Annotated in this window: 10 protein-coding genes; 7 read left to right on the top strand and 3 right to left on the bottom strand. The window is 41.7% G+C overall.

Annotated elements, in window-relative coordinates; translation table 11 throughout:
* Positions 1-27: 27 nt before the first annotated feature.
* The 4 genes from PR833_RS06300 to carB all read left to right on the top strand — a co-directional run bounded on the left by PR833_RS06300 (position 28) and on the right by carB (position 7,444).
* Positions 28-1,530 carry a helix-hairpin-helix domain-containing protein gene (locus tag PR833_RS06300; protein WP_036941869.1) on the top strand — a complete coding sequence of 501 codons (1,503 nt, stop codon included), beginning with the start codon at positions 28-30 and terminating at the stop codon, positions 1,528-1,530.
* A gap of 246 nt (positions 1,531-1,776) precedes the next feature.
* Positions 1,777-2,598, top strand: a complete 822-nt coding sequence (dapB, locus tag PR833_RS06295) for a 4-hydroxy-tetrahydrodipicolinate reductase (protein ID WP_004926849.1) — start codon at positions 1,777-1,779, stop codon at positions 2,596-2,598.
* Positions 2,599-3,044: 446 nt separating this feature from the next.
* The gene (gene carA / locus PR833_RS06290; RefSeq protein WP_014656798.1) at positions 3,045-4,208 is read left to right on the top strand and encodes a glutamine-hydrolyzing carbamoyl-phosphate synthase small subunit; all 1,164 of its coding nucleotides are present in this window, start codon (positions 3,045-3,047) and stop codon (positions 4,206-4,208) included.
* Between the two features lie 14 nt (positions 4,209-4,222).
* Positions 4,223-7,444, top strand: coding sequence for a carbamoyl-phosphate synthase large subunit (gene carB / locus PR833_RS06285; protein ID WP_036941863.1), 3,222 nt, complete (start codon positions 4,223-4,225; stop codon positions 7,442-7,444).
* Positions 7,445-7,513: 69 nt separating this feature from the next.
* On the opposite strand, the gene PR833_RS06280 is transcribed toward carB, so the two are convergent.
* The gene (locus PR833_RS06280; RefSeq protein ID WP_141173048.1) at positions 7,514-7,912 is read right to left on the bottom strand and encodes a hypothetical protein; all 399 of its coding nucleotides are present in this window, start codon (positions 7,910-7,912) and stop codon (positions 7,514-7,516) included.
* Between the two features lie 172 nt (positions 7,913-8,084).
* Here PR833_RS06280 and PR833_RS06275 point away from each other — a divergent pair, with 172 nt between their 5' ends.
* Positions 8,085-9,101, top strand: a complete 1,017-nt coding sequence (locus PR833_RS06275; RefSeq protein ID WP_014656795.1) for a MerR family transcriptional regulator — start codon at positions 8,085-8,087, stop codon at positions 9,099-9,101.
* 53 nt (positions 9,102-9,154) lie between these two features.
* Here PR833_RS06275 and PR833_RS06270 read toward each other — a convergent pair whose 3' ends face one another.
* A complete protein-coding gene (locus tag PR833_RS06270; protein ID WP_004926866.1) occupies positions 9,155-9,826 on the bottom strand; it encodes a DedA family protein in 672 nt (223 codons plus the stop codon).
* Positions 9,827-9,996: 170 nt separating this feature from the next.
* Positions 9,997-11,184 (bottom strand): cystathionine beta-lyase, encoded by a 1,188-nt coding sequence (gene metC / locus PR833_RS06265; RefSeq protein ID WP_040132821.1) that lies wholly within the window; start codon positions 11,182-11,184, stop codon positions 9,997-9,999.
* A 361-nt stretch (positions 11,185-11,545) separates the two neighbouring features.
* Here metC and exbB point away from each other — a divergent pair, with 361 nt between their 5' ends.
* Together exbB and exbD are read left to right on the top strand one after the other, a co-directional pair.
* On the top strand, positions 11,546-12,478 hold the full coding sequence (gene exbB, locus PR833_RS06260) for a tonB-system energizer ExbB (protein ID WP_249890674.1): 933 nt from the start codon (positions 11,546-11,548) through the stop codon (positions 12,476-12,478).
* A 5-nt stretch (positions 12,479-12,483) separates the two neighbouring features.
* On the top strand, positions 12,484-12,909 hold the full coding sequence (exbD, locus tag PR833_RS06255) for a TonB system transport protein ExbD (protein WP_004926875.1): 426 nt from the start codon (positions 12,484-12,486) through the stop codon (positions 12,907-12,909).
* Positions 12,910-14,234: the final 1,325 nt, after the last annotated feature.

The following is a 14,234-nucleotide window of genomic DNA, read 5'->3' as shown; positions in this document are numbered from 1 at the left end:
TTCTGAAATATAAATTTGGTGGTTTTTATGGCAAATATTATTACCTGTACAACTCAGGATGGGAAAACCGTTCAATACGTTGACGAAATTATTGGTTCAGGCTCAATGAAGGATGTCTATTTTTCGCCAGACAGATCCTATGTCGTCGCATTTTATAAAACGCCCCAAAATGCGCAAGCGCTTGAACGTATTGATATGATCACAGGGCAATACAGAAAAAATATTTTTGAGCAAATTGGTGGTGAATACTGGAAGGGTTTGTTTTGTTGGCCAACCGATATTGTGAAGCATGAAGGTAAGGTTGGTATTGTTGTTCCAACTTATCAATCCCATTTTTTCTTTAAATATGGCTCTAAGAATAATGACTTCCTAGCGATTAAAGGCCGTGAAAAAGAAGGAAAGTGGTTTGCCAGCGCAAATAATCAAAATAAATTCTTAGATCCGCGTGAACGCGGCAATATGCTGAATTACTTGAAAGTGTGTCTTTTGTTGGCAAGAGCCGTTCGCCGAATGCACGCTGCGGGTCTGTGTCACAGTGATCTAAGCTATAAAAACGTGCTAATCGACCCTGAACAGGGGCATGCGTGCGTGATTGATATTGATGGGTTAGTGGTTCCTGGAAAATATCCCCCCGATGTGGTCGGTACGCCAGATTTTATTGCACCGGAAGTGGTCAAAACGGCTCATTTAGCCAAATCCGACCCAAATCGTATTTTACCGAGTATTACTACAGATAGGCATGCGTTATCAGTTCTGATCTATATGTATTTATTTTATCGACATCCACTGCGTGGCGGTAAAATTCATGATATGGATGATGAGATGAATGATGAAAGCTTATTAATGGGGGAAAAAGCGCTTTTTATTGAACACCCTACCGATAGAAGTAATGCCGTTAAATTGAATCAGGTTAAACCTTCATCTTTGCCTTGGGCTGATCCTGAAAAAATCCCTTATACCGTGATGGGGCCTTATTTAACGCCGTTATTTGAAAAAGCGTTTATTACTGGTCTGCACGAACCCTCTCTCAGGCCTACTGCGGATGAGTGGGAAACGGCACTAGTAAAAACTGTCGATCTCATTCAACCGTGTCAAAACCATGATTGTGAGCAGCAATGGTATGTTTTTTCTGGGAAAATGCACCCTGTTTGCCCTTATTGTGGCACTGCATACTCAGGTAAATTACCGATCTTAAACCTATACTCTTCACGTAAAGCGGGAAATTATCGACCAGATGACCACCGGTTGATGGTATGGAGTGGGCAATCACTTTATGCTTGGCATGTTAATCGACTTATTGCGCCTAATGAGCGAACAACGGATGAGCAAAAGAAACGTGTTGGTTATTTTATTTTCCACAATAACCAATGGTGGCTAGTGAATGAACGTATTGATGGCTTGATGGTATTACCAGAAAAAAGACAGATACCTATTGGCGATAAGATTGCATTGACTGATGGCTTGCAGTTTGTGTTATCGACAGAAGAAGGCGGCCGATTAGTCGTCGTTCAATTAATTTCTAATGATTAGCTGACTTATCTCACACGCCAGCCACAGAGGACCCCCTTCTGTGGCTATTCCTATTTTTCCCACAACTTTTTCTGATAATTTCTAGCCATTATACGCTTTTGTTAATAATTCAAGATTAGAGCTAGCAGAGTCTCAAGAGGCTCGCTAAGCTATATCACAATGATTTTTCACATGACGATGTTGTGGTGGCGAGTGAAGTGGTATTGGGCCTCACATTCACCGCAAAACGGACAAAAAGGATAGCAAATGGCAAATTCAATGGTACGTGTTGCAATTGTTGGTGCAGGAGGGCGCATGGGGCGTCAGCTTATTCAGGCAACACAAAATCAAGAGGGTATCCGGTTAGGGGCGGCAATTGAGCGCGTCGGTTCATCATTAGTTGGAACGGACGCGGGTGAGCTTGCGGGAGTCGGCAAACTGGGTATTGCTGTCGTTGATACATTGGATAAAGTTGTTGATGATTTTGATGTCGTGATTGATTTCACGCGTCCCGAAGGTACGTTGAATTATTTAGCTTTTTGCCGCGCTAACCATAAGGCGATGGTAATTGGTACAACCGGTTTTGACGATCAAGGCAAACAAGCCATCGCCGAAGCCGCTAAATCGATCCCTATTGTGTTTGCAGCAAATTTCAGTGTTGGCGTTAACTTAGTGCTGAAATTGCTGGAAAAAGCGGCGAAAGTGATGGGAGATTACACGGATATTGAGATCATCGAGGCTCACCATCGCCATAAAGTCGATGCCCCTTCAGGTACGGCACTGGCTATGGGTGAGTCGATTGCTCATGCACTAGGTAAAGATCTTAAAGAGTGTGCAGTATATGCGCGTGAAGGCCATACCGGAGAGCGCGAAGCTGGCACAATTGGTTTTGCGACTGTACGAGCGGGTGACATTGTTGGTGAGCACACTGCAATGTTTGCCGATATTGGTGAGCGTGTAGAGATAACTCACAAGGCTTCCAGTCGAATGACCTTTGCTAATGGGGCAATTAAAGCATCTGCATGGGTAGTTGCTCAAAATGCAGGCTTATATAATATGAAAGATGTTCTCGATTTAGAGAATTTATAGATTTATGTTTTAATATTATTGATGCAAATCATGATGTTATTTACGTATTTTTTGTGATTTGCATCTATTGTTATATGTTTTATAAATTACCTTTGTTTTTTGATGTTTAGTTGTTTTTTCTAAGTCCTTCTGCTTAAAAAATAGACTTTCTTCGATGCTCTTCCTGCTTTACCATAAGATATTCACTTAATTCAGTTTGCAACCGTTTACTTAGGTACTATTGGTGTTAGTTTTGCTAGCCATCGCACTAAAAATCGGGCTGATCACTAAAAAAGTAACAAAAAAATGAAATAAATGCGTTTTTTCCTAGACAAGACCTCATCTCATCATTAGAATGCGCGCAATTTGCCAAAAATTTGCTTAAAAACGCATTTTGGCATTGATTTAGATCCTCAAATCTGAATTAATATGCACTAATTGTGATTTATTATTCCCTGGAGGGTGTTTTGATTAAGTCAGCTATACTGGTTCTCGAAGACGGAACCGAATTCCACGGGCGCGCCATTGGTGCTGAAGGGGCCGCTGTTGGAGAAGTCGTTTTCAATACGTCAATGACCGGATATCAAGAAATAATTACCGACCCTTCCTATTCCCGCCAAATTGTTACTCTCACCTATCCCCATATTGGTAATGTCGGCACTAATGCTGATGACGAAGAATCCCCAAATGTTCATGCTCAAGGTTTGATTATTCGTGACCTACCACTGGTTTATAGTAACTTTCGCGGTCAGGAAGGCCTATCAGAATACCTGAAACGTCATAATGTCGTTGCTATCGCCGATATTGATACACGTAAATTAACGCGTTTATTAAGAGAAAAAGGGGCTCAGAACGGCTGTATCATTGCCGGTGATGCACCAGATGCAGCGTTGGCGCTGGAAAAAGCTCGCGCATTCTCTGGCCTAAACGGCTTAGATTTGGCGAAAGAAGTGTGCACGAAAGAAGCATACAGTTGGACTCAAGGCTCTTGGACTTTGGCTGATGGTCAACTGAGTGCGAAAAGTGAAGATGAGCTACCGTTACATGTAGTCGCTTATGACTTTGGGGCTAAGCGTAATATTTTACGTATGCTAGTGGATCGTGGGTGCCGTTTGACTGTCGTTCCTGCAACAACACCAGCAGAAACCGTATTGGCGATGGATCCAGATGGTATTTTCCTTTCTAACGGGCCTGGCGACCCTGCCCCTTGTGACTATGCTATCAAAGCAATTCAAGATTTCTTAAAAACAGAAATTCCTGTTTTTGGTATCTGCCTAGGGCACCAGCTACTGGCGTTAGCAAGCGGCGCAAGTACGATGAAAATGAAGTTTGGTCACCATGGTGCAAACCATCCAGTTAAAGATTTAGATCAAAATGTTGTCATGATCACAGCACAAAACCATGGTTTTGCTGTCGATGAGTCAACATTACCCGACACATTACGTGTGACACATAAGTCATTGTTTGATGGCACTCTGCAAGGTATTCACCGTACGGATAAGCCAGCGTTTAGTTTCCAAGGGCACCCTGAAGCAAGTTCTGGCCCTCACGATGCGGCGAAATTGTTCGATCACTTCATCGAACTTATCCATGAATATCGCCAGAACCAACCTCGTCATAACGCAAAATAATCGGGAGCAGAAAAATGCCAAAACGTACAGATATAAAAAGTATTCTGATTCTAGGGGCTGGCCCGATTGTTATCGGCCAAGCATGTGAATTTGACTATTCAGGTGCGCAAGCGTGTAAAGCACTGCGTGAAGAAGGCTATCGCGTTATTTTAGTCAACTCTAACCCAGCAACCATCATGACTGACCCTGAAATGGCTGATGCAACGTATATTGAGCCAATTCATTGGGAAGTGGTGCGTAAAATCATCGAAAAAGAGCGTCCAGATGCGGTGCTGCCAACCATGGGTGGGCAAACTGCTTTGAACTGTGCACTGGAGCTTGAGCGTAAAGGCGTATTAGCTGAGTTCGGTGTGACAATGATTGGTGCCACCGCCGATGCGATTGATAAAGCCGAAGACCGCCAACGTTTTGATAAAGCCATGAAAAAAATTGGCTTGGATACAGCGCGCTCCGGTATCGCACACAATATGGAAGAAGCCTACGCGGTAGCTGAAGATGTTGGGTTCCCTTGTATTATCCGTCCTTCATTTACGATGGGGGGAACTGGCGGTGGTATTGCTTATAACCGTGAAGAATTTGAAGAAATCTGTACGCGCGGCCTTGACCTCTCACCAACCAATGAGCTACTGATTGATGAGTCGCTCATTGGCTGGAAAGAGTACGAAATGGAAGTGGTACGCGACAAAAATGATAACTGCATTATTGTTTGTTCAATTGAAAACTTTGATGCGATGGGGATCCATACGGGTGACTCTATCACCGTTGCGCCAGCCCAGACACTGACCGATAAAGAATATCAAATTATGCGTGATGCCTCGATGGCGGTATTGCGTGAGATTGGTGTTGAAACTGGAGGCTCTAACGTTCAATTTGCCGTCAATCCCAAAAATGGACGTTTGATTGTTATTGAGATGAACCCTCGTGTATCGCGCTCTTCCGCACTTGCTTCGAAAGCGACTGGTTTCCCAATTGCCAAAATTGCCGCTAAGCTTGCTGTTGGCTACACACTTGATGAGCTAATGAATGATATTACAGGTGGTCGTACACCTGCATCATTCGAACCTTCCATTGACTATGTCGTCACAAAAATTCCTCGCTTCAATTTCGAAAAATTTGCGGGCACGAATGACCGCCTGACAACGCAAATGAAGTCCGTTGGTGAGGTGATGGCAATTGGTCGCACCTTCCAAGAGTCAATGCAAAAAGCATTACGTGGCCTTGAAGTTGGCGCGACTGGTTTTGATCCAAAAGTTAGCCAAGATGATCCTGAAGCACTAACACGTATTCGTCGCGAGTTAAAAGACGCGGGCGCAGAGCGTATTTGGTATATTGCCGATGCCTTCCGTGCAGGACTATCCGTTGACGGTATTTTCAACCTAACTAACATCGACCGCTGGTTTTTAGTGCAAATCGAAGAGCTGGTGCGCTTAGAAGAACAAGTTACAGAGCTAGGCATTAATGGGTTAACCAAAACGTTTTTAAGCGTTTTGAAACGCAAAGGTTTTGCTGATGCACGTTTAGCAAAACTTGTTGGTGTCTCTGAAGCTGAGCTACGTAAACTGCGTCAAGGTTATGGCTTACACCCTGTTTATAAGCGTGTTGATACCTGTGCGGCTGAGTTTGCAACAGATACCGCTTATATGTACTCCACCTATGAAGATGAGTGTGAGTCTAACCCTAATTTCGATAAGCCTAAAGTTATGGTATTAGGTGGTGGTCCAAACCGTATAGGTCAAGGTATTGAATTTGACTATTGCTGTGTTCATGCTTCGTTGGCACTACGTGAAGATGGGTATGAAACCATCATGGTTAACTGTAACCCTGAGACGGTTTCAACAGACTATGACACCTCAGACCGCCTCTATTTTGAGCCAGTTACCTTAGAAGATGTACTTGAAATTGTACGTATTGAGCAGCCAAAAGGGGTTATTGTTCAATATGGCGGGCAGACGCCATTAAAACTGGCTCGTGCCCTAGAAGCAGCTGGTGTACCCGTCATCGGTACTAGCCCAGATGCCATTGACCGTGCAGAAGACCGTGAACGTTTCCAACAAGCGGTTAATCGCTTGAACCTGAAGCAACCACAAAATGCGACTGTAGTGACGATTGAGCAGGCGGTTGAAAAAGCGTCAGGCATCGGTTATCCGCTGGTGGTACGTCCATCCTATGTTTTAGGAGGACGTGCGATGGAAATCGTTTATGACGAATCTGATCTACGTCGCTATTTCCAAACTGCCGTGAGTGTTTCTAACGATGCACCAGTACTACTCGACCGTTTCCTAGATGATGCAGTTGAAGTAGACGTTGACGCAATCTGTGATGGTGAAATGGTGTTGATTGGCGGCATCATGGAGCATATTGAACAAGCTGGGGTGCACTCAGGTGATTCAGCATGCTCATTACCTGCTTATACACTTAGCCAAGAAATTCAAGATGTGATGCGTGAGCAAGTGCGTAACTTGGCATTTGAGTTACGTGTTCGTGGCTTGATGAACGTCCAGTTTGCCGTAAAAGATAACGAAGTTTATCTTATCGAAGTGAACCCACGTGCAGCGCGTACTGTTCCATTTGTATCTAAAGCGACTGGGCTGCCTCTGGCAAAAATTGCTGCGCGAGTGATGGTTGGTCAATCATTGACAGAACAAGGGATGACGAAAGAGATTATTCCTCCTTATTATTCTGTAAAAGAAGTGGTGCTACCGTTTAATAAATTCCAAGGTGTTGACCCAATTTTGGGGCCAGAGATGCGCTCAACAGGGGAAGTGATGGGCGTTGGCCGTACATTTGCGGAGGCTTTCGCGAAAGCAATGTTAGGCAGTAACTCGACAATGAAAAAATCCGGTCGTGCATTGTTGTCTGTGCGCGAAGGGGATAAAACTCGTGTCGTTGATTTGGCGGCTAAATTGCTTAAGCATGGTTTTGAATTGGATGCGACCCATGGTACGGCTATCGTCTTAGGTGAAGCTGGGATCAACCCTCGTTTGGTCAACAAAGTGCATGAAGGTCGTCCTCATATCCAAGATAGGATCAAAAATGGTGAATACGATTATATTGTGAACACTACGGCTGGTCGTCAAGCGATTGAGGATTCTAAGTTAATACGCCGTAGCGCATTACAATATAAAGTACACTATGATACGACGTTGAATGGCGGCTTTGCGACCACAATGTCATTAAGCGCTGATCCAACGGAAAAAGTGATTTCAGTGCAAGAGATGCATGCTCTAATTAAATAATGCAATAAGATAAGTTTAAAGCCCTGTCCTTAATCTTAAGTGGCAGGGCTTTTTTATTTTAAGAAAATGCTATTGTGTTGCTTCTCTGTGTTTTAATATTTTGTATTCAATATCTTTTATCCACGAAAGTTTGAGATCATGGAATTGCTGGTCGGCAGCATAGAGCGCGGCTCCCCGCAAAGAAAGCTCTCGGAGGTTACTTTGTGGAATGTTGGCAACACTCATTTCTCGGTTGTATTGGCGAAATGACTCTATCTTTTGATCACAGTAACCAAGAGCCGCTTCGGCTATTTGGCTGGCAGGTTGGTCATATTGTCTTGCGATATCAAAAGCATATTGGTCAATACACGCTTTAGCTTCCTCGGCTTTCTCATACCCAGGCGTACTCGGCTCTCCGGTGTTTAGGGAATTTGCTAACCCTAAAGAAGGGAGTAAAAGCAATCCTATACATATTGCTTTCATACTCATTAATTTCACCATTATTATTCAGTGTGGGTTATTCCGCGAAAATTATAATCAGTGTGTTTGTGAAGATAAAGATGATCTAGAAAGAGAAAAAAAGATAAAATTATTGTCAGAAACGGTTGACTCTCACGTAACGTGAGGCACTAACCTGCACATCAATCACAGGAGGTTCGATATGCTATTTCAAGTGGGTGAGATTGCACAAAAAACAGGGCTAACCATTCGCACACTTCATCATTATGAAGAGATAGGATTACTCGTTCCAACTGCGAGAACCGATGCGGGTTATCGACTCTATAACGTAGAGTGTCTCGAGCGTTTAACTCAAATTCAAATGCTCAGACAAGTGGGCGTTAAACTCAAAGACATCGGTAAGATCTTAGATGGCCATAGTGGGAATATGGCGCAATTGTTACAGGAGCGTATTAGCGCGCTTTCTGAACAGATGAAACAGATAGCCAAACTACGCTATCGGTTAGAGCAGCTTCAATTACAAATGCAAGCTGGCGATATTCTCACTCAGGCTGATTGGTTTTCCATATTGGAGATGATGTCTATGTACGACAAGTATTTTACACCGAAAGAATTAGAAAAAATGCCATTATATACGGCGAATACGTTAAAAAGCCAAGAGTGGCAGCAACGCGTAGAAACCGTTAAAAACCTTATGCAAGAAGGTGTTACACCTGACTCTGAACAAGCGCGCAAAGTGTCAGCGGAGTGGATGATCGCTTTAGAGCGTGATACTGGTGGGAACCCTGACTTTTTCGCTAGATTGAATAAAATTCATTTGTCGGATAATGAATTTGCATTGTCTTCAGGTATTACTGAGGAAATGATTGAATATGTGGCGAAAGGGTTTAGCGAGCACCAGCTTGCGATTTTTAAGTCTTATTTAACGGATTCACAGTTTGCATTTGTGCGTGAACACTACTTTGAATCAGGTAAAGTATGGCCTGAATTGATTGCGGGCTTATACAGAGCGCAGCAATCAGGTGTATCGCCTGAATCACCAGAAGTGCAATCATTGGCTAAAACATGGTTAAACATGTTTAATCAATTTACTGGGGGAGACCCTGAATTACAGGAAAAAATTCGTCAAATTTATCGCGAAAACCCTGTTATTTCACAAGGTACGTGGATGACCCCTGAAATTGGTCAATACTTATTTGCGGCCTTAACAGCGCATTAAAATCAGCCATCGTAACTAAGTCTAATGCCGCCTCAATGATGAGGCGGTTTTTATTATTTCGATTTATTATTGATAGACTTGCGATGCTTCCAATACATCATGATGGAGCCGATAAGCCCACCGATGAGCAAAAGTACAGGTAAGATCATTAATACGCTAATGACGATTTGTTCATGTTGCTTCACAAAAGGAATTTGGTTCAGTGCATATCCTAATGTCACGATAATGCCTACCCAAAGTAAGCCACTTAACCAATTGAAGAGTTGAAAACGTCGATGGCTTAGCTCAGACAGCCCAGCTAATACCGGCAATAGTGTGCGGACAAAGGCTAAAAAACGACCGATGAGTAAGGCGTAAAGGCCTTGTTTATGAAACATATGGTTGGCTTTATCATGATATTCATGCGGGATCTGTGAGAGCCAACGCTTAACGATTTTTGTTTCACTCAACCACCTTCCTTGAAGAAAACCGAGCCAACACCCCAAGCTTGCCGCTGTTGTTAGTAGCAAAATGGTCGGAATAAAGTGCAGCACTCCTTTTGCAATTAAGGCTCCCGAAAGGATCAATAAGGTATCACCAGGTAAAAAAGCGGCGGGGAGTACCCCATTTTCTAGCACAATGACTACAAAGAGAACTGTGTAAATAACCCAAAGCACTTCTGGATTGGAGAGTTTAAGGAAATCATGATGCCAAAGCGCCAGCACGATTTCGCGTAGTACTTCCATAATTGTTCCTGTCTATCTACGAAAAAGCGAATTTCTTTTCTTATATTACAGGAAAAAACCATACCAAGTTTGATTTGTTTACTAAATGAGAGGATTAGTTGATAAATAAGATGATTGAATTTTCACGCTTTCATCTTGGGTCGATGATGAAAGCGTGTAACAAAACACCATTATTGGATACGTTCAAATGCCAATGTGAGGTCATCAATTAAATCTTGGGGATGCTCCAGACCAACATGAATACGGAAAAAAGTACCCTCATTGGGGGTAAAATCATACTGACGCATGCTGATAAGATCTTCTTTTTGGTATCCCAAAATCAAAGATTCATAACCTCCCCATGAATACCCCATCTTAAAATGGCTGAAGTGATTTAAGAAATTTTCAAACTGTGTTTGGGATAAGCGTGATTTTAATTGAAAAGAGAATAGCCCGTTGCTGCCACTAAAATCACGAACAAAGAATGAGTGCCCCGGACAAGAAGGAAGCGCGGGATGGAAAACCCGTTCAACTTCAGGGCGCTGCGCTAACCACTGAGCAACAGCTAAGCCATTGGTTTCATGCTGTTTGAGTCTCGTTGCTAACGTATGTAAGCCGCGACCGGCCATATATACCGTATCAGGATCGGCAGTCTGACCGAGTAAATAAGAGTTTTCGCGAAGGGGTTCAATGCAGCGCTCATTAGCAACGGCAACGCCTAACATACCATCCGAGTGACCATTAATATATTTAGTCGCAGACTGGATAGAGATGTCGATGCCTAATAATAAAGGTTTTAATAACACGCCCGCGGCCCAAGTGTTGTCAATCATAATAATAGTTTCGGGGGCTTTTTGACGTATCGCTTGCACAATAGCAGGGAGATCATGAATCTCCATAGTGATAGAACTGGGCGCTTCTAAAAAGACTATTCGAGTATTAGGACGGATAAGCTCAGCGATACCAGCTCCAATCATCGGATCAAAATAGTCCGTTGTAACGTTTAGTTTTGTTAGGATCTTATCGCAAAAGTTTTGTGTGGGATCATAAGCTGAGCCTGTGACAAGAATATGATCTCCCGAAGAGATAAAAGATAACAGTGCATTGGTGATTGCGGCCGCCCCTGAGGGATAAAGTACCGCACCTGCACCACACTCTAATTCCGTCATCGCCTCTTGAAATGCAAAGTGAGTTTGTGTTCCACGACGCCCATAAAAAAGTACAGAATTGGCTCTGTTTTGTGTCGCATGGCGCTTCTCAGCAAGGGTGTTGAATATTACGGATGAGGTGCGCTGGATTATAGGGTTCACGCCTTTTTGAGTAAAAGCAGGGTTTCTACCAAGGTGCACGAGTTGAGTTTCTGGTTTGATCTTAGCCATATTGCGTCCTTTAGCTGCTCCTGAGCGATACGAAACAAAAAGAGAATACTTGAAGTTAAATGATTTTGTTGAAGATGTACAAGTGTAAACGTCCAATCGGATTTTTTTTCATGTCACTCAGTAATAGTCTCACTGTTGTTGAGGGCATATTTGTTAAAGCGCAAGAAATATGAAAAAAATATTGAATAGTAATGATAATTACTATCAATTCGCGCAGCGTTTGATATTATCTGCACCATCTTTTGAAAAAAGAGATGAATTGGGCGAGTCAATTTCGCTTTTATAGGTTAGTCGGTGAACGTGAAATCATCGGCACGAATTTATTAATAGAACACAGAAAAAGAGAGTATAAGGCCAACTGATGCGTAAACTAACAGCTTCTATTCTATTGGCGATAGGCCTGTTGGGGACAGCAAATGCTGAAACCACACCAGCAACAACCCCAGCGACATCCACAGCGTCAGCCCAAACAACACCAGCGGCACCGGCGACTGAAACAAATACCCCATCGGCAACAGCACCGGCACAAACTCAAGCCGCAGCAGAAAATGGTGCAACAACACCAGTGGTTAGCGAAAGTATTGAGATTGCGACCGAAAACCAAGGTGGCTTTGATAAGGACCTATCGGTCTGGGGTATGTACCAAAATGCAGATAACGTTGTTAAAACAGTCATGATTGGTCTGGTTTTGGCATCAGTGATTACATGGGCCTTGTTCTTCTCTAAAGGCATCGAGTTATTGGCAGCGCGCCGTCGTTTAAAAGCTGAAGTAGCACAGCTTAATAAGGTCAAATCGTTAGATGAGGCAATGAGCATCGCTGAAGGTTTTAAGGCAAACAGTGTAACCCGTTTATTGTTAAAACAAGCGGTTGTGGAAAGAACACTGTCAGCACAAAGCACAGATCTTTCTGGTATTAAAGATCGCACAGGGTTCCGTCTTGAGCGTTCAATCGCTGCAATTAGCCGCCATATGGGGCGTGGAAATGGTTATTTAGCCACCATTGGGGCGATTTCTCCGTTTGTTGGGTTGTTTGGTACGGTTTGGGGGATCATGAACAGCTTCATTGGTATTGCTCACTCACAAACCACTAACTTAGCCGTTGTTGCTCCAGGGATCGCGGAAGCATTATTAGCAACAGCAATTGGTTTGATCGCAGCAATCCCTGCCGTTGTTATTTATAACATTTTTGCCAGAATGATTAATAACTACCGTGGTCAGGTCGGTGATGTTGCAGCACAGGCTGCGTTACTATTAGGTCGCGATCTGGATCTGGCAAATAGCAAAGCAAGGTAACGATTATGGCAATGCGTTTAGGTGACGAACAAGACGATAGTGGTGAAATGCACGAGATCAACGTAACACCGTTTATCGATGTTATGTTAGTTCTGTTGATTATCTTTATGGTTGCCGCTCCTTTGGCAACGGTTGATATCAAAGTGGATTTACCTGCTTCGACAGCGAAACCGCAACCACGTCCAGAAAAACCGGTCTTTCTGACGGTAAAAGCGGATAGCCAATTATTCATAGGAGACCAAGCTGTAACAAAAGAGCAGTTAGCGGCCTCTCTTGATCTGGCAACAAATGCGAATAAAGATACCACAATTTTCTTCCAAGCGGATAAGAGTGTTGATTATGAAACAATGATGGATGTAATGAATGCATTGCGTCAATCAGGGTATCTTAAAATTGGCCTAGTAGGCATGGAAGCGGCGGCGTCTAAGTAGTTCGCTAGTATCTTTTTCTATAGCAAGCGCACTTTATCCCTTTACATATAGTGGGGGTGATAAGGTGCGTTTTTTATTGAGGGTTTAAATCTACAGGCACTAAACTGCATCATTGAGGTGCCTAAGTCACAATTTTTTTCTTGATTCGGTATGACGTATTGCGAGTAATGATTAGTTTTTTGAATTAATTTTATGACTTCTTTGTGATTTATCCGTTGAGTTGTATGGTTTTTTTTTGTCCACTAACACATCTTTTTTTGCCTAGTTTCTCAATAAGTGATTATTAAAAATAAACTATTTTTCTATTAGGATGTTATTTTATTTTGTGAGTATTTAAGTAATTACGCGTATTTTTTATTTTTGCGTAGATAAAGGGTTTTTTATTTATCTTTTATAACCTTTTGTTTTACATATAAAATTCTGATTATATTATTGAGAGTATAAATACAGATTATATTTATCCATTACAAGTGTTATTGAGTAGAATAGATAATGAAATAAATTAGATTAATGCTTATTCAAATTATGATATCTATATAAATAAATCTAACAATTAAATGTTAATTATTATCTAGATAAGAAGAGTTAATTGAATAATTTGTTTTGTAACATTTTAAAGATGTCGCTATTTATGTAAATTATTATTAAAAATATATAATTATGTTTTTTATATTTAACGATAATAGTGTAACAATATGATTTTATTCATTAAAATTGAATTTACGCTGAAATTTTAGTTAAATGAAAAAAACACTTGCGCAACAATTATGTTGAGTTATAATGCGGTCAATAACATTTAGAAATACTTTTAAACACTTTTCATCTTTCAAATTTTTTTATTTTCTTTATTCGCCAAACTAGGGAAAAATAAAGTCATCTTGATAATTTGAGTTAGTAAAAATGATCTATATCGTATTATTTTTTAACTTACGGATGAATGCGTTTTTAAGTTGATAAATGTTATTACTGGAGTCAAATGGGCTGACTTCAGACTACGCATAGCATGCAACGCCGTTATACGGCAATTTCATATTATACTCCTCTACTATAGATAAAATAAGACTACACATTCCCGCGTTATCTCTGATAACGCTTTTTTTTTGCTTAAATTTCTTTTATAAAACATAAAGTTAATGTAAGTTTTCAAAAATCTTCATGTTAATGGAAAAACCTGAGATGCAATATAATCAACCTAGGGTATTGCGAGCCATCCTTTTATTTTCGATAGGTTATTATATCTGCTGTAAAAATCAGCGATTGAAGGGATAGACCGTGAAATATTTATAGCATATAGCTTCCCGAAACTAATTATCGGAGTATGATGT

It is taken from the genome of Providencia sp. PROV189 (assembly GCF_028480065.1).
GTDB lineage: Bacteria > Pseudomonadota > Gammaproteobacteria > Enterobacterales > Enterobacteriaceae > Providencia > Providencia stuartii.
The sequence above is the reverse complement of the archived record's forward strand: the minus strand, read 5'-3'. Positions and strand labels throughout refer to the sequence as shown.